The 22,187-nt window shown below is 69.2% G+C and carries 20 protein-coding genes; 7 read left to right on the top strand and 13 right to left on the bottom strand.

The genetic code is table 11. The annotated features are described in order from the left end of the window. Positions 1 to 56 precede the first annotated feature (56 nt). The 3 genes from ACYVLP_RS21930 to ACYVLP_RS21920 all read right to left on the bottom strand — a co-directional run bounded on the left by ACYVLP_RS21930 (position 57) and on the right by ACYVLP_RS21920 (position 1,769). Positions 57 to 512: a methyltransferase family protein gene (locus ACYVLP_RS21930; RefSeq protein WP_460629426.1), complete on the bottom strand. Its 456-nt coding sequence runs from the start codon at positions 510 to 512 to the stop codon at positions 57 to 59. Positions 513 to 523: 11 nt separating this feature from the next. Beyond that, entirely contained in the window at positions 524 to 1,429 is a 906-nt protein-coding gene (locus tag ACYVLP_RS21925; RefSeq protein WP_460629425.1) for a TIGR03618 family F420-dependent PPOX class oxidoreductase, read from the bottom strand. Positions 1,430 to 1,493: 64 nt separating this feature from the next. Continuing rightward, positions 1,494 to 1,769 (bottom strand): SHOCT domain-containing protein, encoded by a 276-nt coding sequence (locus tag ACYVLP_RS21920; protein WP_460629424.1) that lies wholly within the window; start codon positions 1,767 to 1,769, stop codon positions 1,494 to 1,496. A 285-nt stretch (positions 1,770 to 2,054) separates the two neighbouring features. Between ACYVLP_RS21920 and ACYVLP_RS21915 the strand changes: the two genes are divergently transcribed. Together ACYVLP_RS21915 and ACYVLP_RS21910 are read left to right on the top strand one after the other, a co-directional pair. Then, positions 2,055 to 3,836, top strand: a complete 1,782-nt coding sequence (locus ACYVLP_RS21915) for a sialidase family protein (RefSeq protein ID WP_460629423.1) — start codon at positions 2,055 to 2,057, stop codon at positions 3,834 to 3,836. Between the two features lie 301 nt (positions 3,837 to 4,137). After that, on the top strand, positions 4,138 to 5,415 hold the full coding sequence (locus ACYVLP_RS21910) for a cation:proton antiporter domain-containing protein (RefSeq protein ID WP_460629422.1): 1,278 nt from the start codon (positions 4,138 to 4,140) through the stop codon (positions 5,413 to 5,415). A 33-nt stretch (positions 5,416 to 5,448) separates the two neighbouring features. Here the strand turns inward: ACYVLP_RS21910 and ACYVLP_RS21905 are convergent, their stop codons facing one another. The 7 genes from ACYVLP_RS21905 to ACYVLP_RS21875 form a co-directional block, all read right to left on the bottom strand. Then, positions 5,449 to 6,243: an ABC transporter ATP-binding protein gene (locus ACYVLP_RS21905; protein ID WP_460629421.1), complete on the bottom strand. Its 795-nt coding sequence runs from the start codon at positions 6,241 to 6,243 to the stop codon at positions 5,449 to 5,451. Then, entirely contained in the window at positions 6,240 to 7,262 is a 1,023-nt protein-coding gene (locus ACYVLP_RS21900; protein WP_460629420.1) for an ABC transporter ATP-binding protein, read from the bottom strand. Before ACYVLP_RS21900 ends, ACYVLP_RS21905 begins: the two co-directional genes overlap by 4 nt. Then, positions 7,259 to 8,125 carry an ABC transporter permease gene (locus ACYVLP_RS21895; protein ID WP_460629419.1) on the bottom strand — a complete coding sequence of 289 codons (867 nt, stop codon included), beginning with the start codon at positions 8,123 to 8,125 and terminating at the stop codon, positions 7,259 to 7,261. The genes ACYVLP_RS21900 and ACYVLP_RS21895 overlap by 4 nt, the downstream gene beginning before the upstream one ends. Beyond that, positions 8,122 to 9,081 (bottom strand): ABC transporter permease, encoded by a 960-nt coding sequence (locus ACYVLP_RS21890; RefSeq protein WP_460629418.1) that lies wholly within the window; start codon positions 9,079 to 9,081, stop codon positions 8,122 to 8,124. Before ACYVLP_RS21890 ends, ACYVLP_RS21895 begins: the two co-directional genes overlap by 4 nt. Beyond that, the gene (locus ACYVLP_RS21885) at positions 9,078 to 10,502 is read right to left on the bottom strand and encodes an amidase (RefSeq protein ID WP_460629417.1); all 1,425 of its coding nucleotides are present in this window, start codon (positions 10,500 to 10,502) and stop codon (positions 9,078 to 9,080) included. The genes ACYVLP_RS21890 and ACYVLP_RS21885 overlap by 4 nt, the downstream gene beginning before the upstream one ends. After that, positions 10,502 to 12,157: an ABC transporter substrate-binding protein gene (locus ACYVLP_RS21880; RefSeq protein ID WP_460629416.1), complete on the bottom strand. Its 1,656-nt coding sequence runs from the start codon at positions 12,155 to 12,157 to the stop codon at positions 10,502 to 10,504. Before ACYVLP_RS21880 ends, ACYVLP_RS21885 begins: the two co-directional genes overlap by 1 nt. 134 nt (positions 12,158 to 12,291) lie before the next feature. Beyond that, positions 12,292 to 13,932, bottom strand: a complete 1,641-nt coding sequence (locus ACYVLP_RS21875; RefSeq protein ID WP_460629415.1) for an amidohydrolase — start codon at positions 13,930 to 13,932, stop codon at positions 12,292 to 12,294. A 181-nt stretch (positions 13,933 to 14,113) separates the two neighbouring features. Here ACYVLP_RS21875 and ACYVLP_RS21870 point away from each other — a divergent pair, with 181 nt between their 5' ends. The 3 genes from ACYVLP_RS21870 to ACYVLP_RS21860 all read left to right on the top strand — a co-directional run bounded on the left by ACYVLP_RS21870 (position 14,114) and on the right by ACYVLP_RS21860 (position 16,256). Beyond that, positions 14,114 to 14,803 (top strand): TetR/AcrR family transcriptional regulator, encoded by a 690-nt coding sequence (locus ACYVLP_RS21870; RefSeq protein WP_460629414.1) that lies wholly within the window; start codon positions 14,114 to 14,116, stop codon positions 14,801 to 14,803. A gap of 175 nt (positions 14,804 to 14,978) precedes the next feature. Beyond that, the gene (locus ACYVLP_RS21865; RefSeq protein ID WP_460629413.1) at positions 14,979 to 15,860 is read left to right on the top strand and encodes a universal stress protein; all 882 of its coding nucleotides are present in this window, start codon (positions 14,979 to 14,981) and stop codon (positions 15,858 to 15,860) included. A 93-nt stretch (positions 15,861 to 15,953) separates the two neighbouring features. Next, entirely contained in the window at positions 15,954 to 16,256 is a 303-nt protein-coding gene (locus tag ACYVLP_RS21860) for a hypothetical protein (protein ID WP_460629412.1), read from the top strand. A gap of 12 nt (positions 16,257 to 16,268) precedes the next feature. Here the strand turns inward: ACYVLP_RS21860 and ACYVLP_RS21855 are convergent, their stop codons facing one another. From ACYVLP_RS21855 to ACYVLP_RS21845, 3 genes are read right to left on the bottom strand one after another with little or no spacing between them, the layout of a single operon-like run. Beyond that, entirely contained in the window at positions 16,269 to 16,673 is a 405-nt protein-coding gene (locus ACYVLP_RS21855) for a VOC family protein (RefSeq protein ID WP_460629411.1), read from the bottom strand. Next, positions 16,673 to 17,197 carry an SRPBCC domain-containing protein gene (locus tag ACYVLP_RS21850; protein WP_460629410.1) on the bottom strand — a complete coding sequence of 175 codons (525 nt, stop codon included), beginning with the start codon at positions 17,195 to 17,197 and terminating at the stop codon, positions 16,673 to 16,675. Before ACYVLP_RS21850 ends, ACYVLP_RS21855 begins: the two co-directional genes overlap by 1 nt. Next, a complete protein-coding gene (locus ACYVLP_RS21845; protein ID WP_460629409.1) occupies positions 17,194 to 17,511 on the bottom strand; it encodes an ArsR/SmtB family transcription factor in 318 nt (105 codons plus the stop codon). Before ACYVLP_RS21845 ends, ACYVLP_RS21850 begins: the two co-directional genes overlap by 4 nt. A gap of 192 nt (positions 17,512 to 17,703) precedes the next feature. Between ACYVLP_RS21845 and ACYVLP_RS21840 the strand changes: the two genes are divergently transcribed. Together ACYVLP_RS21840 and ACYVLP_RS21835 are read left to right on the top strand one after the other, a co-directional pair. Continuing rightward, a complete protein-coding gene (locus tag ACYVLP_RS21840; protein WP_460629408.1) occupies positions 17,704 to 18,759 on the top strand; it encodes a zinc-dependent alcohol dehydrogenase family protein in 1,056 nt (351 codons plus the stop codon). Positions 18,760 to 19,265: 506 nt separating this feature from the next. Then, entirely contained in the window at positions 19,266 to 22,178 is a 2,913-nt protein-coding gene (locus ACYVLP_RS21835; protein ID WP_460629407.1) for a hypothetical protein, read from the top strand. The last annotated feature ends 9 nt before the right edge of the window (positions 22,179 to 22,187 follow it).

Genomic DNA, 22,187 nt, shown 5'->3' with positions numbered 1-22,187 from the left:
GCTTTCGTGGACGAACGCCATCAGGCCGCGTCGACCAGGGCACCTCGTCCCGACCGTCACAACCAGGGCAGCCTGACCGTGCTCGTGTACTGATCCCACGAGGTGCCGAAGTCCCGCGACAGCTCGGCCTCCTCCGCCGGCGCGTACCTCCGGGTCCCGACGTACATCGCGATGCCGAGGGCGGCGCCCAGCCAGGTGTCGAGGAGGAAGCCCGCCCAGGGCAGGACCAGGAGCGCCACGCCGGTGTAGAGCGGGTGCTTCACAACGGCGAACGGTCCGGTCGTGATCAGCTCTGCCCGAGGGACTTTCGTAAGGATGAGCACGACGGACCAGGCCCACACCACGATGCCCGCGACGAGGATTGCGATGGACGCAGCCCGGAGGCCGGGGGGTGGCCCACCGACCTCGAACGCTGCGGGGAACGCGATGTTGAGGCTCAGCCCGACCACGACGAACGGCACCATGAACAGGCCGATCCGGTCACCGCTACCCACGAGTTCCTTGACCTTCATCTCGCCCTCCTTCAGGCGTGGATCGCGTCGCAGATGACACGACGCGCCTGGATCCGCCAGGTCACCCGCGTCTCGGTCGACGTGCCGGCTCTGGCTTCGACCGGGCCGGCATCGGCGGGGACGGCATCGGTGGGGACGACCACGACGTCGCCGCGGAGCTGCACGTAGCGCGAGGTGTTGTCGGGGTCGACGACGAGCAGGGCGACCCGCGCGTCGACCCGCAGGTCCCGGTCTGGTTGACCCTCCCGCGAGGTGGTCACGAAGGCGGCGTCGCCGTCGTAGGCAACCGACACGAGGCTCGAGTGAGGCTGTCCGGTGTCTCCAATCGTCGTGAGGACGCCGTAGGTCGCTCCGCTGAGCAGGTCGACGTGTGAGGGCGGCACCAGGCACTCGGAGAGCGACCCTGTCGGCGTCGTAGGACTGCGCTTCGGCCGCGTGTCTGTGGGGCTCGACGCGATCGGGCCCTGGCCGACGACGACACAGGTCGGCGCGATGCGGCACAGGACAGGAATCTCGGTTTCGGCGAAGCGAGCGGGGATCACGTCGCCGAAGTAGCTGACCCGCCGGCCGGCATACCTCGAGGCGATGTCGTCGAGATGGGTCCGCGCGCCGTCCTCGATGAGATCGACGACGATGCCGCGTACCTCGAGGTAGCGGGCGAGTCGTCGAGGGTCGTAGCAGAGCAGGGTGACCCGCGGGTCGCGGCGCATGTTGCGCTCCTTGGCGAAGCCGCGCATGGTGTTCACTTGCACGAAGCCGCCGTCATAGTCGCACCAGACGACCGAGGTCTGCGGGGAGCCGTCGCGCGAGACCGTCGTGAGGGCGGCGACCGGTGGGCACTGGACGAGGTCGACGTGCCGGGCCGGGATCTCCCCGATGGCGTGCCCTCGAAGCAGGTCGGTGGCTGGACTCCTCATCTCTTCAGCCTCGCGACATCGCGGCCGGGCGGTCAGGGCCGAAGGTCCTCCAGCGGTCGGCACGTCAGCGCTGACGGAGCGCGGCGCGGCCGCGTGCGAGGGCCTCCGCGTCGATGTCTCCACGGGCATAGCGCATCTCGAGCTCGGCCTCCGCGGGGCTGCCCGCGGCACCGTCTGTCGCCGACACGTCTTCATCGGTTCGCCCTCGGTCGCGGGCCCGCTCATCCCGGGACAGGACGAGCACCGCAACCACCGTGCCTCCCGCGATGAGCGCGAACAGGACCACCCAGAACAGGACCTGCGAGCTCCCCATGCTCATGTGTCCCCAATCCCACATCATCGACCGCACTCCTTCGCGTTGCACGGAGACTCTCTCCAGCACCTTCACCGTCGTTCGTGACGCTCGGCGAAAGCAGTGCCGAAGGTCCTGACATGGCGGCTCGTCGCCATCGGTCGGCGCACCACACGGCGTCGAGCTCGGGCGTTTCCCCCGGCTGACGGGGGATCGTCCAGGGCGGGGAGCGGGCGTAGCCTGATCGGCGGACACGTTTGTCACGGCCCAGGCCATCCCCTGTGGTGAACGCTCCGCTTGCCCGGACCTGGGTCGCGCGGAGAGGAGTCCACCGTGCGTTTCTTGCGACGATGGCTGGTCCTGGCCACTGCACTGGAGCTCGGCGTGGCCTTCGGAGCTCAGGCGGCGTATGCCGCACCGGCCTCCGACGCGCTGGTCAGCGTGGCCAGTCCCACTGACCACCATCCACAGAACTCGTCCAACGAGCCGTCCCTGGCAGTCAGCGCCGTTCGGCCGAACGTCCTGGCTGCCGGCTCCAACGACCTGGTCGACATGCAGCCGTGCTCCCAGGCGGCCGCAACCCAGCATGCGGCCTGCTCGTTCCCGCTCGGTACGTTCAACCTGGGCGTCGGCCTGTCCGCCGTCCACTTCTCTTTCGACAGGGGCCACCACTGGGTCCAGCCGACCTACTCCGGGCTGACCGCGGCTGACTGCAGCCCGACCGTGGAGCCGTGCACCCCCCACGTGGGCCCGATCCACACGGTGCCCAACTTCTACGAGAACAGCCTGCGCTCGCGAAGCGACACCGGAGTGACTTTCGGGCCGGCACCGGGGCCCAACGGGTTCTCCTGGGCCAACGGCGACCGGCTGTACTTCTCGAGCCTGGCCACGAACCTCACCGACACGGTGATGCGCGACGTCAGCCAGGGCCAGAACGGCACCTTCGGCGTGACGGTGTCGCACATCGACAACGTGACGCCGAGACGGGTCGCGGACCAGTCCAACTGGTCGCGCCCGTACTTCGCGGCTGCGCACGCAGCGTTCAGCTCGGGCCTGGACAAGGAGCAGGTGTGGGCGGACAACGCGGCATCCAGCCCCTTCTTCGGCAACGTCTACGTGTGCTACTCCGACTTCCACAGCCTCAGCGGTGGCAACTCGTTCCCGCTCAAGCCGATGGTGTCAACGTCTCGTGACGGCGGCGTCACGTGGAAGCAGCACCAGGTCGCCCCGGCGATCGCCAACGCCAAGCAGGGCCTCTACGACGGGTGCACCGTGCGGACCGACAGCCATGGCGTGGTCTACGCCTTCTTCACGCACTACGGCGGGTCCGGCCTCGCCGGCAACCACGCCGTCGTCAAGTCACTCGACGGCGGCCAGACCTGGCGGGCGCCGCAGGACGTGGTGGCGATCACCGATCCGTGCTTCCACACCGACAGCGTGACCGGCCGATGCATCATCGACGGCATCGCTGGTGCTCGGACCGACCTGGCCGCCATGCCGAGCGTCGACATCGCCAACGGTGCGCCCACCGGGGCGCAGGCGACGAACGAGATCGTCGACGTCTGGGTGGATGGGGCCCAGGGCCCCGACAAGGAGCAGACGATGTTGGCGTACTCGACCGACGGCGCCGCCTCGTTCAGCACGCCGGTGGCGATAACCCAGCCAGGCGACATCCCGACCTACGCAGCTCCGGCGATCAGCCCGAACGGTGGTCGGGTGTACGTCGTGTACCAGGCCTTCACCGTGCCGTTCCAGACAACTACGGCCGCTGAGCGACCCGAGCACGGCGTGCTGCTGTCTGCGGCTCTCGGGGCAGGTGGTGCGCCCGGCGGCTGGGTGGCTGAGTACACAGGGCCGCTCGGCGATGCTCGCGGTGCGACTCAGGGCCGGATCCTCTACAACGAGTTCCTCGGTGACTACGTGTACGCCGTTGCGACGGAGTCCTACGGTGCCGGGGTCTGGACCGATACCCGGCGCACCGTCGACTGCCCGGCGTTCGACTCCTGGCGTCAGGCGTCGTCGGACGCAGGACACGTGGTCCTGCCGGCGCCGTGGCCGCTCGACTGCGCGGGCGGCTTCGGCAACAACGACATCTTCAGCGCGACCACGGGTTGACAGGGCGGCGTTCCGGCAGAACTTCACTAGAGGCGGGTCAGGGATCCGGCCCACATGGCCCCCTCGAGTGACTGGTGGGACGGGGCGCTCACTCGACCACGAGGGAGGCCCGGTCGGCTGGACCGGTGCCAGGGTCGCTCGCCGTCAGGGTCGCTCGGCGCCAGGACTGCTCGCGGCCAGGGTCGCGCGCAAGTCACCCCTGGCGGGTGTGCCGTCGCACAGGCCATCGCCAGCAGCATGGATCCGACCGCACCGGGCTCCCCGCGAGGCCTAGGTCCGGTGTGGAGGCGAGGAGGGTGCGATGGTCGCGGCGATCTGTGTGTTCGCGCTGCTGGTCATCGGGTTCGTCAGCCTCTCGGCCCGCTTCAGCCGCGCCTACCTGACCGGACCGATGGTCTTCCTCGTCGCGGGCAGTGGTCTTGCGCTGCTGTCGGTGATCAAGCCTGACGGCGAGGGTGCAGCGATCCGGACGCTTGCCGAAGTCACGCTGGTCCTGGTGCTCTTCCACGATGCAGCGGAGCTCCAGCCGCGTGAGCTGCGGTCGGACGCGGGCTTCACCGCGCGACTGTTGCTCGTGGGTCTGCCACTCACCATCGGCGCGGGCTTCCTTCTGGCGCGGTTCATGTTCCCGGAGATCGGCGTGTGGCTCGCGCTGCTGCTGGCCGCGGCCCTTGCGCCGACCGACGCCGGCCTGGGCGCCGCGACCGTGCAGAACCCTGTCGTGCCTTCACGGGTCCGCCGCATCCTCAACGTCGAGAGCGGCCTCAACGACGGACTGGCAACTCCCATCGTCCTGTTCGCGGTGGCCGCGGCCAGCGGGTTCGCCGACGGCTCCGTGGAGCATGGCTTCGTGACGGCCGTGCGGGAGATCGTCGTCGGTGCCGTCGTCGGCGCCTGTGTCGGATACCTTGCCGGGCTCCTTGTCGAGCTGGCCCGAAACCGCGCCTGGGCGGAGCGGGCTCTGCTCCCGCTCGCGGCGCTTGCCGTCCCGGTGCTCTGCTACTACGGCGGGCACGCCCTGGGCGGCAACGGCTTCATAGCCGCGTTCGTGGCCGGGACGGCATACGCGGCGAGCCAGACGAGCGTGACGGACGCGCACGACACGGTCGCCTACACCGGTCTGACCTCGACGTTCCTGGGCTTCGGCGTCTGGATGGTCTTCGGTGCCGTCGCGACGGCACATCTTGCGCCGCTTGTCACGTGGCAGAACCTGGTGTTCGCACTCCTGTCGCTGACGGCGCTGCGCATGGTGCCGGTCGCTCTGTCGCTTCTCGGGTCCGGGCTGCGGCCGCAGACCATCGCGTTCGTCGGCTGGTTCGGCCCGCGCGGACTGGCGTCGATCATCTTCGCGCTGATCGCGTACGAGTCGCTCGATGCTGAGCCCGCGGTCGCCACCGTGCTGAGCGTCGTCGCGATGACAGTCGTGCTCAGCGTGCTCGCGCACGGCCTCACGGCGTCGCCGTGGGCGCAGCGCTACGGGTCGTGGGCCCGCAGCACCCGTCCGGCGGTCGAGTCTGCCGACGCGGTCGAGCCACTACGCCGCCATGGCCACATTTCGTCGCGTGGCGAACGCACGTAGGACCGCCCGCCCCGGCCCTGCCAGCTTCGGAGGTTACCGCGTCGCCCAGCGTGGACGCGGCACGGCTGACAGCAGCAGCCGGGTGTACTCATGCCGCGGGTTGCCCAGCACCTCGGCCGTGGCACCGTCTTCGACGACCTGGCCCCGGCGCATGACCAGGGTGTGGTCGCACACGTAGCGGACGACAGCAAGGTCGTGGCTGATGAACACGAGCCCGATCCCGGTGTCGCGCCTGATATCACCGAGAAGGTTGAGCACCTGCGCCTGGACCGAGACGTCGAGCGCCGACACCGCCTCGTCCAGGACGAGCACCTGGGGCTCGACGGCGAGCGCCCGAGCGATCGCCACGCGCTGGCGCTGGCCTCCCGACAGCTGCCGGGGGAGTGCATTCGCCTCCCGAGGGCCAAGCCCCACCTGGTGCAGCAGCTCGGTAGCCCTGGTGCCACGGGCGCGACGCCGCAGACCGGTGTGCAGCCGCAGAACGGCCTCGATCGCAGCGCCGACGGGCACCCGGGGGTCGAGCGAGAGGTACGGGTCCTGGAACACGATCTGCATACCCTGTGCCCGCGCCAGCCTGGCCCGTCGCCCCCGGGATCCAGCCGGCGCGGCCCCGTGCAGGAGGATGTGCCCGGCGTCGGGCTCCTCCAGCCCGACCAGCAGCCGGGCGGTGGTCGACTTGCCCGACCCGGACTCGCCGACGATGCCGAGCGACCGGCCCGGTCGGAGTGTGAACCCGATCCCGGAAACCGCGTCGACCGTGGTCCCGTGACTCCGGTAGCTCTTGCGCAGGTCCCGCACCTCGAGCAGCGGGGGAGCGGTCGTCGTCATGTCGTGCTCCTCGCGATCTCGCGCGACCCGTCGAGAGACTCGCCGAGCTCGTCCTCGCGGACACAGCGCAGGGACCGGCCGGCTGACTCGACCAGCGGTGGAGTCCCGCTGTCGCAGACCCCCGGCCGTGCGAAGGCGCAGCGCGGTGCGAACGCGCAGCCCGGGGGGTCCTCGTGCAGGCTCAGCGGGCTTCCCGGGATGGGCACGAGCCGGGTGCTCACCGAGTCGAGGCGAGGCGTCGAGCTCAGCAGCCCGGCAGTGTACGGGTGACGCGGTGAGTCGAAAAGCTCACGGGCAGTGGCGTGCTCGACGATCCGCCCGGCATACATGACATACACGCGGTCGCAGACCTCGGCCGCGAGGTCGAGGTCGTGGGTGATGAACAGCATCCCCATCTCCTGCTCCCGGTGAAGCCGCCCGAGGATGGTCATGATCTCTGCCTGGGTCGTGACGTCGAGGGCTGTCGTGGGCTCGTCGCACAGCAGCAGGCTCGGGCGACCCATCAGCGCGCCGGCGATCATGACGCGCTGCAGCATTCCGCCGGACAGCTCGTGAGGGTACTGACGCAGGTGCCGTTCGGGGTCCGGGAGCCCCACGGCGCCAAGGAGCTCAAGGGCACGAGTGGTGGCCGCGGCGACGTCGACCTTGGCATTGAGCCGCAGCGACTCCGTCAGGTAGTCGCCGATCCGCCGCAGCGGGTTGATCCCCGCTCGGGGGTCCTGGAAGACCATTGAGACGGTCTCGGAGCGGAGCGCCCGGAGCGCGTCCGTCCTCGCGGAGAGGACGTCGACCCCGTCCACCGTGATGCTGCCCGACACCTCAGCACCTCGGGGCAGCAGGCCGAGGACCGCGCGCGCCGTGACGGACTTGCCTGACCCGGACTCGCCGACAAGGCCCACGACCTCGCCCGGCCTCAGCGTCAGGTCGACGTCGGCGAGCACTGGACGTGCAGCGCCGGGTACCTGCACGGTGAGGCCGGACAGGTCCAGCAAGGGCCGACGGTAGAGCGAGGCGGTCATCTGTTCCTCCCCGAGATCCGGTCGCCGATCTCCTCGCCGACCACGTTGAACGCGACCACCGTGAGGATCACTGCGAGCGAGGGCACGACGGCGCTCAGCGGCTCCCCGAGCAGCACCGCGCCGCGGCTCTCGTTGATCATCGCGCCCCAGTCGGGCGTCGGCGGCTGCACGCCGAGCCCGAGGAACGACAGCGCCGCCAGATCCAGGAGCGCGTAGCCGAACATGACGGTCGCCTGGGCCAGCACGGTCGGTGCGATGTTGGGCAGCACCCGGCGGAAGGCAACGTCCGTGGGGGCGAAACCCTGCACGAGGTATGCCGCGACGTAGGTTCGCGACTTCGCCGACAGCACGAGCCCGCGCACCTGCCGTGCCAGGAACGGCGTGTACGCGATCGCCATCGCGACGACGGGAGCCCCCAGGCCCTTTCCGAACAGCGACACCGCGAGAATCGCCAGCAGCAGACCGGGGAACGCGAACAGGATGTCGAAGACGCGGCTCAGCGTCGCGTCGAGCCAGCCGCCGCGCCAGCCGGCGACGAGTCCGAGGACGACGCCGAGAAGCGTGGACACGACGACGACGGCGAGCGGGCCGATCAGGCTGCTGCGAGCGCCGAAGACCAGGCGAGACAACGTGTCACGGCCGAGCTGGTCCGTGCCGAGCCAGTGCTCCGGGCTGGGTGGGGCGAGCGGGTTGGCGAGGTCGGGAGTCGTCGGGTCGTACGGTGCCAGCAGCGGCGCGAGCAGGGCCACGAGGACGAACGCCAGCAGGACAGCACCGGACACGACGACGAGCCAGGATCCGCCCCGCCTGCGCAGCGCGGTCATGCGACCCGAGCCGAGCGCGGTCGCGGCCAGCGCGGTCATCGGGCACCTGCCCCGGCGACCGTGCGCGGGTCGATGACCGGCTGCAGGAGGTCGACGACGAGGTTCACGAGCACGAAGGCCGAGACCACGATCAGGACGATTGCCTGCACGACGGGGAAGTCGCCGATATCGACCGACTGCACCAGCAGTGACCCGAGACCGTTGAGCCCGAAGGCGGACTCGACGACCGAGCTGCTGACGAGCAGCCCGGCCACGAGCAGACCGGAGATCGTCGTGATGGGTCCGAGTGCGTTGCGCAGGACGTGCCGACGCACCACGGTGTGCCGAGGCAGTCCCCGGCTCATCGCGACCTCGACATGCTCGCGGCTCAGCTCCTCGAGCATGGCCGACCGCGTCACGCGTCCGACGAGCGCGATGAAGGTGAGAGACAGCGCGACGGCCGGCAGGACGAGATGCTGGATCCGGTCCCACCCTCCGTCGCCGGGACCGAAGGTCGGGAACCACCCGAGCCGGACCGCGAACACGGAGATCAGCAGGATCGATGCGACGAAGGATGGCACCGCGGCGAGCACCGTCGTGAGCACGAGCACGGAGCGGTCGGCGAACGCACCCGCGGCGAGGGACCCGATGATCCCTGCTCCGAGGCCGACCAGGGTGATCAGCACTGCTGACATCGCAAGCAGCGTCAGCGTGGTGCCGAGCCTCGCGCTGATGAGCGTCCCGACGTCCTCCCGGAAGAGGAACGAGCGGCCCAGGTCACCGTGCAGCACCCCACTGAGCCAGTGAAGGTACTGCGAGAGGAACGGCTGGTCGAGCCAGTACTGCGCCTTGACCGCGGCGACCGCCTCCGCCGACGGGCTGCGACCCCGGATGAGGAAGTCGATCGGGTCACCCGGTGCGACGTAGAGCGATGCGAACACGAGGAACGACGCCGCGAGCAGGGTCGTCAGTACGGCGGCGAGCTTCCGTGCGACGTATGCCGCCCCCGACGTCATGGGGTCGGCCACCATTCGCCGCTGGTGGTGAGGGCCAGGGCGCGTTCGAGGGCGGATCCCAGCCGGAAGACGGTCACGTCGTCGTACGTGCGCCCGACGATCTGGACACCCGTCGGCACGCCGTTGGGCGAGCTGCCCGATGGCACCGAAAGCACGGGGACCCGACCGATGATGTTGAACGGCACGGTCAGCAGAGCGTCGATCCAGGGGACGAGCCGGTCTCCGACGGAAACGAGCGGCTCAGCGTCGTCAGGCGCGGCTTCGATGCCCTGGGTGCCGACCGTGGGGCAGAGCAGCGCGTCGTATCTCTCCAGGAGCTCCCCGAGGGGCTGGTACACCTCGGCCTCGGCAGCCAGCCCGGCGGCATACGAGGAGCTCTTCTCGCGCCACTCGCGCGCTCGGGCGGCGAAGCTGCGCGTGTAGGCCATGAGCTGGTCGCCCGACTCGCCGGCGACCTCGTCGATGAACGGCCCGAAGATGGCCCCGAAGTGCGCCCAGGCGGTCTCGGCCAGGCGCTGCCGCACCCACGGCAGCGTGACCTCCTCCACGACGACCCCGTCCGAGCGGAGCGCCTCGGCCGCGGCCCGCGTGTTCGCCTCGATCACCGGATCGACCTCGTAGTCGCCCAGGTTCATGCAGAGTGCGACGCGCATGCCGCCCACCGGCCGCGAGTCGGCCGGCACCGCGAGCGCGGGTCGCAGGGACGCCTGGTCACTCGGGTGCGGCCCGGCCAGGACGTTCTGGAGCAGCGCCACGTCGGCGACGCTGCGTCCCATCGGCCCGTCCGCGCAGTAGGTGTCGGAGTTGAACGGCGCCATGCCGGGGACCCGCCCGAATGGCGGCTTGAAGCCGACCACGCCGCAGAAGGACGAAGGGATCCGGATGGACCCGCCGATGTCGGATCCCGTTGCCAGCACGGTCTCCCCGGCCGCGAGCACGGCTCCGGCGCCACCAGACGATCCGCCGGGTGTCAGGTCCAGGTTCCACGGGTTCCGGGTGACGCCCCACAGCTTGCTGTGGGTGAAGGGGGCGCAGGAGAACTCGGGGGTGGTGGACCGGCCGTGCACGACGGCACCCGCGCCATACACCCGTTGCACGATCGGGTGGCTCACGTCGGAGGTGCGACCGCGCTCCAGGATGGACCCCTCCTCGATCGTCCGACCGGCGATCGGCTGCTCCTCCTTGAACACCAAGGGGATTCCCTCGAGCGCGCGCGGCTCGGGACCGTCGCCGGCGAACCGCCGCTCCGCCTCGAGCGCCGCGTCGTAAGCCTCGTCCAGCATCGTCTCGGTGAGCGCGTTGACGAGCGGCTCGACCTTCTCGGCACGCGCGACCACCGCATCGAGCAGCTCGACGGGCGAGAGCTCGCGCCGACGGAACAGGTCACGGGCCTCGGTGGCGGTCAGGTGGTGCAGCTCCATCACCGGGCTCCGATCGTCGCGGCCCACGGGTAGTACATGAAGTCGATCGAGGGCTGGACTCCCGTGATGCGGTTGCCAAGCCACACGCTCGTCGGCGCGGTGTAGAGCGGCAGCCAGGGCAGCTCGTCCATGGCGATCTTCTCGGCGTCGGCGATGTGCTGGTTGCGCGCCGGATCGGTCACCGGGGTCGCGATGGCGCTCTCCATGGCCGTGTCGAACGCCTTGTTCGACCAGGCTCCGTAGTTGCTGAACTGTCCGGTCTGCAGGACGCTGTAGAACTCGACCGGGTCGGCCGACGAGGTGTACCAGACCGTCAGGAACAGGTCGATTCCCTTGCGCGCCGCGGGGTCCGAGAACAGCGTCGTGTACTTGTCCGGCGAGATCGTCTCGATCTTGGGGTCGAGGCCGATCTCCTTGGCTGCCTGAGCGACTGCTGCGGTCGCGACGTCAGAGGCCTGGAAGACGGGGCTCGTCGCGATGACGATCCGCTGGCCCTTGACGCCCGCCTGCTTGGCCAGCGCCTTGGCCTTGGCCGGGTCGTACGTGTACCTCGGCAGCGCGCCGGTCACGGCGCTCAGCTGCTCCGACGACATTCCGGAGCGGGTGCTGTCGGTGACGAGGGAGGAGGCGATCTCGGCCACTCCCTGCTCGCCGGTCCTGACCACGCCGGCCCGGTCGGTGGCCATCAGGAGCGCCTGCCGCACACGCTTGTCTCCGAGGATGCCGGAGGTGTTGCTGACGATCTGGTCAACGACGGCAGTGTTGACGCCGTAGTAGACCTTGCCGGCGCCGCTGGCGTTGAGCTGAGCGTAGGCGTTTGCCGGCACCATCCAGCCGCCGTCGACCTGCCCGGAGGACCACGCGTTCACGCGGGTGTTGGGGTCCGAGAGGAAGACGAACTTCACCGACCCGGCCTTGGCCTTGAGTGCCGGGTCCCAGTAGCCGGCGGCCCGCTTGAGGGTGATGCTCTCGCCCGGCTGCCAAGAGTCGAAGGCGAAGGGGCCGGTGCAGTTCACGCCGGTCGAGGCGTTGCCGTAGTTCTTGCCGGACGCGGCAAGAGTCCGCGCCGACTCGACGGTGCCGGGGCTGGCCGCCATGAGCTGGTTGAACATCGAGTCCGGCTTGACGAGGGTGACGGTCACCTGTCGGTCGCCCGTCTTCGCGATCGACTTGACGTTCTGGAACACGCTGGCCCAGTAGGACCCGACGTTCGGGTCCAGGTGGCGCTCGAGCGATGCGACGACGTCGTCCGCCGTCAGGGTCGTCCCGTCGTGGAAGGTCACGCCGTTCCTGATCGTGTAGACCCACGTGGTCGGGGTCGGGTTCTCGTACTTCTCCGCGAGCCCGGGTGCGACGGTCAGGTCGGGCTTCCAGCGCAGGAGGCTCTCGCAGACGTTGGCGAGCACCTGGTTCGGCGGGTAGTCGAACGCGTACGCGTAGTCCAGCGAGCCGGGCTCGGCGTAGACCGACCAGGTGAACGAGTCGATGTCGCCCCTCGGCTGTGGGGTGGACTCCGTCAGCCGGTATGCCGCCTGGGCGGCTGAGGCGTCACCGCCCGGCTTCTGAGCGGCAGTGCCGCTGCACGCCGTGGCTCCGAGTGCGAGGGCGACGAGCCCGGCCCACAGGGCGGGTCGACGCGCGGTGCGCAGGGTCATGGGTTCCTCCGACGTCATTGTTGGGGAAGGGATTTCGGGTACTTCGAGGTCTGTCAGAAGGGTGCAGCTGGCGGGCTCGGCCGGCCGGTGGCCGGGTCAGGTGGCCGGGTCGGGTGGGTCAGGTGGAGGTCGCGTCACCCGGCGGCATACACGAGCTCGCCGCCGACGTAGGTGCGAGTGACCTGCGTCTCGGCGATCTCCTCGGGCCGACCCGCGAACGGGTCGCGGTCCAGAACCGCCAGATCGGCCAGGGTGCCCACGCGGAGCTGTCCCGTCTCGTCCTCGTGATGGTTGATGCGGGCCGATCCGAACGTGTATGCCGTGAGTGCCTCGGCCAGCGTGATGCGGTTGCGGGGGTGGAAGGGACGCGGGTGGATGGCGTTCGGGTACGTCCTGTTGACGGCAACGTGGATGGCCGCCATCGGGTCCGGGCTGCTGACCGGCCAGTCACTGCCCGCCGCGACGGAGCTGCCCGCCGCGACAAGGTCGCCGAACGGGTACTGCCAGGAGGAGCGGCGCTCGCCGAGGAACGGGATGGTGAGCTCGTCCATCTGGGGCTCGTGGCAGGCCCAGAGGGACTGGATGTTCGCCGTCGCGTCGAGCCGGGCGAAGCGCTCGATGTCGTCAGGGTGGACGACCTGCAGGTGGGCGAGGTGGTGCCGGTTGTCGCTGGGGCCGTTCGCGCGGCGCGACGCCTCCAGCGCGTCCAGTCCCTCGCGGACCGCGCGGTCGCCCAGCGCGTGGAAGTGCACCTGGAACCCCTCCGCATCGAGACGGGTCACGAACTCCCGCAAGGAGATCGGATCGATGAAGGAGAGGCCGCTGTTTCCGGAGGCGCACCCGCAGCCGTCGAGGTACTGCTCCGTCATGGCCGCTGTGAAGTTCTCGGCGACCCCGTCGAGCATCATCTTGACCGAGCGGGGGCGGAAGCGACCGACCGTGCCTCGAGCTCTCAGGTCGACCAGCTCCTCGACCTGTTCGATGCCGCGGGCGCGGTCCCACCACAGGGCGCCGACGACCCTGCCCTTGAGCTCGCCGGACTCGGCTGCCTTCACATACACCTCGAAGACGTCGCCGAGGCCGAATACGTCGCCGACCGCTGCGTCCTGCCACGAGGTGATGCCGTGGCTGAACAGGACGTCCTGAGCGGCGAGGAGGCCCGCGTACTGGTCGTCGAACCCGACTGGGCCCGTGTGGTTGGTCACGAGTGCCATCGCGCCTTCGTGCAGGGTCCCGCTCGGGGTCCCGTCCTGCTCGCGTTCGATCCGGCCGTCTGCGGGGTCGGGGGTCCTGGCGTCGATTCCCGCGCGGACGAGGGCAGCCGTGTTGACCCAGGCGCCGTGCCCGTCGCGGTTGGTGAGGAAGACGGGACGGTCCGGCACGACGGCGTCGAGCAGCTGGCGCGTCGGAGTGCCACCGGCGAAGAACTCCATGGACCACCCGCCGCCGGTGATCCACTCTCGCCCAGGGTGAGCCGCGGCATACTCGGCGATGCGGTCCGCGCACTCCTGCGCGGAACGGGTGCCGTGGAGCTCGCAGCGCAGCAGGTCCACGCCGGCCATGACGGGATGAACGTGGGCGTCCTGGAAGCCGGGCACGAGCAGCCCGCCGGCGAGGTCGACGACCTCGGTGTCAGTGCCGATGAGCTCGGCCGCGTCGTCGCCCACGGCGACGATCCGGTCATCCGTGACGGCGAGTGCCCCAGGGCGAGAGTGTGCAAAACCCGCGGTGAACAGGGATCCGTTGACGAACACGACATCTGCGTAGGGACCCATCAGGACCTCTCTCACTCGGTGTTGCGGCGAGAGTAGGTGGCGTCGGACAATGCAGTCAACAGTGTTGACTACGTTGTTTACATCGAGGTTGGATGGTCGGTGCCGCCGGATCTGTCAGGATCGGCGAACGCCCGACCGGGCGACGCCCGACCGGTGGGCGAACTTCGAGCGGGAGACCCAGATGAGTGTGGAGCGCGTCCAGCGGGTTGGTCGACGACGCGCACAGCTGAACCGCGAGTCGATCCTCGAGGCGACGAGAGGCATTGCGGCAGAAGGCGGCCAGATCACCTTCCGTGCCCTGGGCTCGGCCCTCGACGCGGACCACACCGCGGTCTACCGGCACTTCCGCGACAAGGAGGAGCTCGTCCGCGCGACCTTCGACCAGCTCCTGTCCGAGGTCTGCGAGGCGGTCGACCGGACTCTCCCGTGGCGTGACCAGGCCTACGCGCTCGCGCGGCTGACCTGGGACGCATGCGCGTCGCATCCCTCCATCGGTGTCGAGGCGCACACCCTCACCACAGGCGGCCCGGGCGAGATGTGCTGCGTCGAGATCCTCCTGTCCCTTCTGACGAAAGCCGGCCTGCCCGCGAGCGAGGCCGTGCACTTCTACGCAGTCCTGTCGAACTATGTGCTCGGAGTGGCAAGCACGAAGGCCGCACATCGGCTGGCCGGTTCACCGGGCAGCAGCGACGTCACCGCGACCTGGCTCGGCGACCTCGCCCCCATCGACCCCAGCGTCCACCCGCATGTCGCCCGAGTGCGGGCCGAGCTGAGCTCGCTGCGTGACGACGACGTGTACGCCATGGGACTCGACGTCATCCTCGACGCCGCCGAGCGCACGGTTGACCGGGGGTCAGCCGGACATCCGTAGGTCGCACACGCTGGGACACGTCTGCCCGCCGCCGTGGGCTGGCGATCAGGTTGCGCGGTGGGGTTCCATGAGTCCCGGCTCTTTCGGCTCGCGTGCGAGCGGCACGCCGCGTGCGGTCGCAGCGGCTGAGTCGCGGGGCTAGGGTCGGAGACGTTGGCTCGCGGGAAGGGTTCTCATGACCGATCGGATCGTCGTCGGCATCGACGGCTCGCCTCAGAGCGGCCGGGCGCTCGAGTGGGCTGTGGCCCGCGCGCGCCTCGGGAGTGAGCAGCTCGAGCTCGTCCACGCGTACAGCCTCACTCCCGATCTCGACTTCTTCGGCTACCACGGGATGGCATCCAGCCAGCCCGCCGAGTGGTTCGTGCAGTTCTCCGAGGAGGTGCTCGAGGCCGCGGCAGCGCGCGTGCACGCGCTGGCGCCCGCTGTGACCTGCACCCTGAGATCGACGCTGGGCCATCCGGCCCCCACGCTGGTGGCGGCTTCCGAGGATGCCGTCATGGTCGTCGTGGGCCGGCGCGGTCTGGGCAGTGCCGCGAGTGCCCTGCTGGGTTCGGTGAGCAACCGGCTGACTGTCCAGGCGAGGTGCCCGGTCGTCGTCGTGGGGGAGGGGGAGCTCCCGACGACTGGCCCGGTCGTCGTCGGCCTCGACGACTCGCCGTTCGGGACGAACGCTCTGCGCTACGCCATCGCCGAGGCGGCTGTGTGTGGGACTGGCGTGAGGGCCGTCGCCGCGTACGACGTCATGCACCAGGCGTTTCCGGCCGACCCGGAGCTCATCGAGCGGTTGCGCGCCGGCGTGGAGGCGGAGGTGGAGGAAACCATCACGCGGGCGCTTCGCGACGCGCAGGGCGGCACCGCGTCGGTTGAGGTCGAGCGTGTCGCGGTGGAGGGCCTTGCCCCAGAGGCGATCCTGAGCCATGCCGACGACGCGCAGCTGATCGTCGTCGGCACGCACGGCAAGGGCCTGGTCCGCCGGGCCCTGCTCGGCTCGGTGAGCCGGCAGGTTCTCCACGACGCCGACCGGCCGGTGGCCGTCGTCGACCTTCCTGAAGCCTGAGTATGCCGTCCGGGCGGCTGAGGCATGCCGGCCGGCTTGCGTGACCGGCCCTGCAAGCCGCCGATTGGCGGGCTCGCGACGCACACTGTAGGGGTGAGCTCCGCGGCGCAGCAGGAAGCAGGAATCGGTCGTCCCGAGTGCTGGTGCTGTGGCGGCACCTTTGAGGAGTCCGAGCTGACCCGGCTGGGCCAGCACCCGGAGGTCGGGGTCTGCGCCGACTGTGCGAGGTGGCTGCTGCGCCGGTCACGATCCGGGGCCGGCCAGGGACCACCGTCGATGTCGGCACGCTTCGCTCGGACGGTCGACTCCGTCCGCGGCTTCGTGATGGAGCACCACTGGCACGAGAAGCCGGTGGTCGGACCGCTGCTGCGCCGCCTCGACCGGCATCTGCCCTGATCCCGAAGCGGCCTAGCCGGCGTCCGCGCCGCCGGCGCCGCGGACGAGTCCCTGCCCGCTCCAGGTCGACAGGCAGAACGGGTGTCCAGCCGGGTCGGCATACACGAAGCAGTGATCCGCGTTGGGCTGGAAGTCGAGCAGCCTGGCCCCGGCGGCGACGACTCGCGCGCCGGTCGCCTCGAGGTCCTCGACGAAGAAGTCGAGATGCATCTGCATCGGGACGTCGTTTCCGGGCCACTGCGGGGGCCGGAAGTCCTCGACCTGCTGGAAGGCGATGCACCCGTTCGGGCCGGTGACTGCTGCCCGGTGCGAGGTGCCCGTCGCGACGCCGCCGGTGATCTCGGCATAGAACTGCGCCAGCGCGAGCGCATCGGGTGCGTTGACCGTGGTCCCGTCCAGCGTGATGAGGTCGGACATCATTGGGTCGCCGGGTCCAGGTACGCAGGAGTGAGCTCGGTCCAGCGCGCGTGCCAGCCTGCTGCCGGGGTCTGCTCTGACCAGCCGCCGGCATGTACCGGCCCGTCGATCGCAAGCGATCGTCCGAGGTCCTCCAGGTGGGCCTGCCAGCCGGCCCCGTGGAAGCGCAGGGCGCTGAGCGGCAGGCCGCGCTCCTCGACCACGAGCCTGGTCTGCCGACCCTCTGCGGTGAGCCAGGCCTCGACCTGGCCCTCGTCGTCCGTGCCTGGCTCGGACGTGAGCAGCAGATGGTGGGGGGCGTCGCAGACCTCGATCCTGGCGGGGCCGCTCCACGTGCTGGTGAAGACGGCATGGACCGTCCCACCTTCGCGCAGGTCGCCGGAGACGTGGGCCATCCAGCGCGCGAGCCGCTCCGGGCTGGTGCACGCCTGCCACAGGTCTTCGATGTCGGTGTCGTAGACGTCCTCGACGCGCACCGCTCCGCGGGTGTCGTCGAGTGCCCGCATGGTTCCGATGGTTCTCATCTCCTCGCCTTCTTTCCTCGTGCGATCTCGGTGTGCAGCGCATCGAGCCGGTGCTCCCACAGCGCGCGGTACCCCTCCAGCCACTCGTCGACCTCGATCAGCGCCTCGGGCCGCAGGCTGTAGATCCGTCGCTGCGCCTCCTGGCGTACGTCGACCAGCCCGGCCTCCCGCAGCACCCGCAGGTGACGGGACACGCCCGGACGGGCGATCGGCAGTGCATCGGCCAGCTCGCCGGCCGTCGCCGCGTGGTCCCTCAGGATCTCCAGCACCGTGCGGCGGCTGTGATCTGCCAGAGCCTGCAATACCGCGTCCATTCCCATAACGTACCCAATCAGTTACGTAACCGCAAGGGTACGCCGCGACGGATGACGCTCTCATCTCGCCGCGCATCCCTCGGGACTTTCGTCCGTTGGCATGGGCCGTGGCGAACACGAGCATCGTCTCGAGGGCTGACGGTTCGGCCATCGGGACCGGACCGCGCCCCCCACGACCAGGAGGGTTGTCCCATGAAAGCGCTCGTCTACCACGGACCCGGTCAGAAGGCCTGGGAGGACGTACCTGACCCGACCATCAAGGACCCGACGGACGCCATCGTCCGCATGGAGACGACGACCATCTGCGGCACGGACCTGCACATCCTCAAGGGTGATGTCCCCGCCGTGACCGACGGTCGGATCCTCGGCCACGAAGGTGTGGGCGTCGTGACCGAGGTCGGTCCTGAGTGCACGACGACCAAGGTCGGCGACCGGGTCATCGTCTCGTGCATCAGCAAGTGCGGGACCTGCGAGTACTGCCGGTCGGGGCTGACGTCGCACTGCCAGACGCTTGGCGGCATCGGCTGGATCTTCGGCCACCTCATCGACGGCACCCAGGCCGAGCTGGTCCGGGTCCCGTTCGCCGACAACGGCCTCATCTCGCTCCCGGAGGGAGTCACAGCCGAGCAGGGTGCGATGCTCAGCGACATCCTGCCGACCGGATACGAGATCGGCGTGCTCAGCGGCGCGGTCAAGCAGGGCGATGTCGTCGCCGTCATCGGCGCCGGCCCGGTCGGCCTCGCCGCGATCATGACCGCGACCCCGCAAGGTGCATCGCGGATCATTGCGGTCGATGGCAACGCGTACCGGCTTGCGCAGTCGAAGGACTTCGGCGCGACGGAGACCATCGACATCACGACGACACCAGACGTGGTCGGCGAGCTCAAGCGCCTGAGCCGTGACGGGCTCGGCGTCGACGTTGCCATCGAGGCCGTCGGCCTGCCTGCGACGTTCGGCACGGCGCTCGACTCGATCCGTCCCGGCGGGCGCGTCGCGAACGTCGGCGTCCACGGTGCGCCCGTCTCGTTCCCCATCGAGCGCGACTGGATCAACAACATCACCATCACCACCGGTCTCGTCAACGCCACGACGGCGCCCGACCTTCTCGAGCAGATCACCAAGGGCGAGATCGACCCGGGCAAGTTCGTGACGCACCGGTTCACGTTCGACCAGATGCTCGAGGCCTACGACACCTTCGCGAATGCCGCAGAGCAGCACGCGCTCAAGGTGGTCATCAGCACGGAGTGACCAGTCCGCGCGGCTGAGTCCACCGACAACGTATGCCGCCCACCTCGCTCGCGCGCCCGAGCCGACTTCCCGGCTCGGGCACGAGTGCATCCGTAGCACTCCTACATTCACGAGGCAGTAAAGTACGGCTGCCAAATAGTAGGGTGAGTCATGAGTTTTGGCTGGGAACTCCATAAAGAACCTATAACGATTCCGGCGACGCCGAGATGGTCCTGGGACCGGCTATTCCCGTTCTAGGTCAAGCAACGCGGATCCAGTTCGGTTGGTGCACAACGACTTTCAGTCACGCCACCGATGACTACCAGTGACTCCGAGAAACTGCCCATCTTTTGGAAACGGGACATCTCCGGGTGATTGACGCGGCGCGCAACTTCGAGGACGGTTCGCGTTCGAAGCGCCATGTCGGAGTGGCGTGTGCGTGGGTCACGAGTTCACAGGGGTGTGATGTGTCGCAGGCGAGGGGTTCTTACAAGCGCTCGGGACGTGCGCGTCGGTTCTGTTCGGTGATGGCGGCTTTCGCACTTGGGGCCTGTCTTCCAGGCGCGGTGGTCAAGGCCGAGGCCACCTCCGCGGCAGCCACTCCCGGGGCACCGGCCGTCCTCGGAGCAGACGCAGCCGCGGAGCAGGCCCGGTCCTCTGGCGTTGCCGTGGAGGTGAGTGCGGAGACATCGGAGACCGAGCAGCGGTTCGCGAACCCGGATGGGTCCTTCACCCTGAAGGTGGCCTCGGAACCGGTGCGTGTGCGTTCCGGCTCAACATGGGTGCCGGTCGACACGACCCTCATGCAGCAGCCGGACGGGACCTGGTCCCCGGTCGCCGCTACCTCGCTGATGTCGTTCTCCGGTGGCGGCAGCTCGACGCCGCTCGTGTCGTTCTCGCGAGGTGGAACGACGATGGCCTGGTCCTGGCCCGGCACCCTGCCCGTGCCATTGGTCGCGGGTGACACCGTCACCTACCCGGACGTGTTCACGGACGTGGACCTGCGACTGGTAGCCCATGCGGACGGGTTCGGCGAGGCATTGGTCGTCAAGTCAGCGCGTGGCGCGGCGCAAACCCAGCTGGAACACATCGCTCTCGGCGTCCACACGACCGGCGGCTGGCTCGCGCGAACGGCACAGGGCGGGTTCGAGGTCCGCAGCGACTCCGGAAGCCTTGTCATGCAGGGCGGAAGCCCGTTGATGTGGGACGCCTCCGGGGCGCTGCTCGGTAGCGGCCCGAACGCGCCCTCGGTCGATGGAGCGGGCGCCTCGACGAGGCTGCAGCAGCCCGTGGCGGGCGACCACGCAAGCGGCGTCGCCCTGGCCGTGACGTCATCCGCGATGACCATAGCGCCGAATCTGGCTCTCCTGCGGGGGGACTCGACCCAGTACCCGGTTGTCATCGACCCGGACACCTACAGATCGTCCCAGTCGGCTCACGCGATGGTGGACAAGAGCTGGCCGACTACCTCCTACTACAACTGGAGCGACACCGACCAGGGCGTCGGCTACCAAGACTTCTCCGGCGTCTCGACCAAGCGGCTGCTGTTCAAGTTCTCGCTGGCGAAGATCGCAGGCGCCAAGGTCAAGACGGCGACATTCTCGGACGTGGAGACCTACGCGTCCACCTGTACAGCGGAGCCCCTCGAGCTGTGGCAGATCGGGTCCTTCGGGACGGCGCCGACGTGGAACGCCCAACCATCCTGGACGAGCCGACAGGACACCCGCTCCTACTCGTACGGCCGGGCCGGCTGCCCGACCTCGAGCAACCAGAGCCCCAACGACACGACTGCAGAGTTCACCGCCACAACTGCGGTCGCGAACCTGGCCACGGCCAAAGCAGGCGTCGGCTACTTCGGACTCAAGGCACCGAGCGAGACCAACGACCTGGAATGGAAAAGGTTCAAGTCGGCCGCCATCCTCAGCGTGGACTACGACTTCCCGCCGAACACACCAACGAACCTGTCGGGACCCGGAGGATGCTCTTCATCGACCGCACCAGCGGTAGTCCCCACGACCACAGTCACGGTCCAGGCGAGCATGACCGACCCGAACCCCGCCACCAGCACGCTGGACCAGCTGACCGGGACCTTTGCCATGTATCCCGCCTCAGGATCGGCCACGACCAAGTCCGTCGGACCACACGCCCAAGGGACCTTCCAGACATCGTTCACCCTCGCGCCCGGCGCATACCACTGGCAGGCATATTCGTCGGACGGCCGCTACACGAGCCCAACAGCAGGGACCTGCTACTTCACGATCGACACCTCTGCGCCGTCGGCACCGGCCGTGACTCTCGATCTCGGCGGGACTCCCACGGCCCCGCCTGCTGACGGGTCATCGGTGACCGTCGCGGCCGGTACCCCGTTGTCGTTCACGTTCGCTCCCGGCGCAGTCAACCCGAATGACACGGTCAAGTACCGGTGGTCCGTCAACAGTGACACCCCGAACGCTGAGTGGCTGCCCAGCTCAACAGCGACCACGGGTGGGATCTCCCAGTCCAAGTCGATCACCTTGGCCGCGTCCGGTCCGAACCTGCTGCGCGTGTGGGCCTACGACAAGGCCGGCAACCAGTCCGGCCTCACCCAGTTCCCGTTGTGGACCGACGGACTGAACCCCGCGCGGTGGTCGATGGACGAGGCCACCGGCCCGTCCGCCGTCGACCCGACATGCATCCCGACCGGGGTTGGCCCCGCCGCGTCACCCATGACGTGGGGGACTGGCGTCACTGCCGTGCCGGGCCACAAGAACCAGGCTATGCCCGGCGACATGGCCGTCGAGGTCGGCGGCACCGCCACAGTGAGCACGACGGGGACGTCGCCCGTTGCGAACGGTACGAGCACAACCCAGAGCGTCGGCTCCACCACCACAGCGTGGGTGCACCTGGATCCATCGATGATCGACCGGACGGACCCGAACAACCTGAAGCTGGCAGCCGGTGGGCCCCGGGACATCCTCAGCATGGCGGGAGCCACCACGCCCGCTGTCGCCGTACAGCTGAAGGCCGATCCGACAACCGGAGAGCCTCGGTTCTCGGCCACGGTGACTGGCACCGGCAAGACATTCACCAGTGTGTCGGTGATGGATGTGACCACGCCGGTGAACGACAGCGACTGGTACGAGCTCGCCGTGACCGTCGACCCTGCGGATCGGCTCATTGAGCTGGTTCTCGTGGACGACGACGGCTACACCACACCGGGCGCCGTAGTCAGCCAAGGGACGTGGGCCCAGCAGGACCTGTTCACGCCCCAGGCTGTGGCCGGACCGCTGCGTCTCGGAGTGAGCGCCCTCGGCACGGGCTGGAGCGGCGCGATGGACGAGGTACGCCAGTTCCGCGGCGGTTTCGTCTCGCCGAACAGCGCCACCGCGTCAACGCAGCTCAATCAGTGGCTCAGCGCGGTACCGCCCTTCACCACCGGCACCTCGAGCCCCTGCACCTGACCCCGCTCA

This window comes from Intrasporangium mesophilum, assembly GCF_054783095.1.
This window is presented reverse-complemented; position numbering and strand designations above follow the sequence as displayed.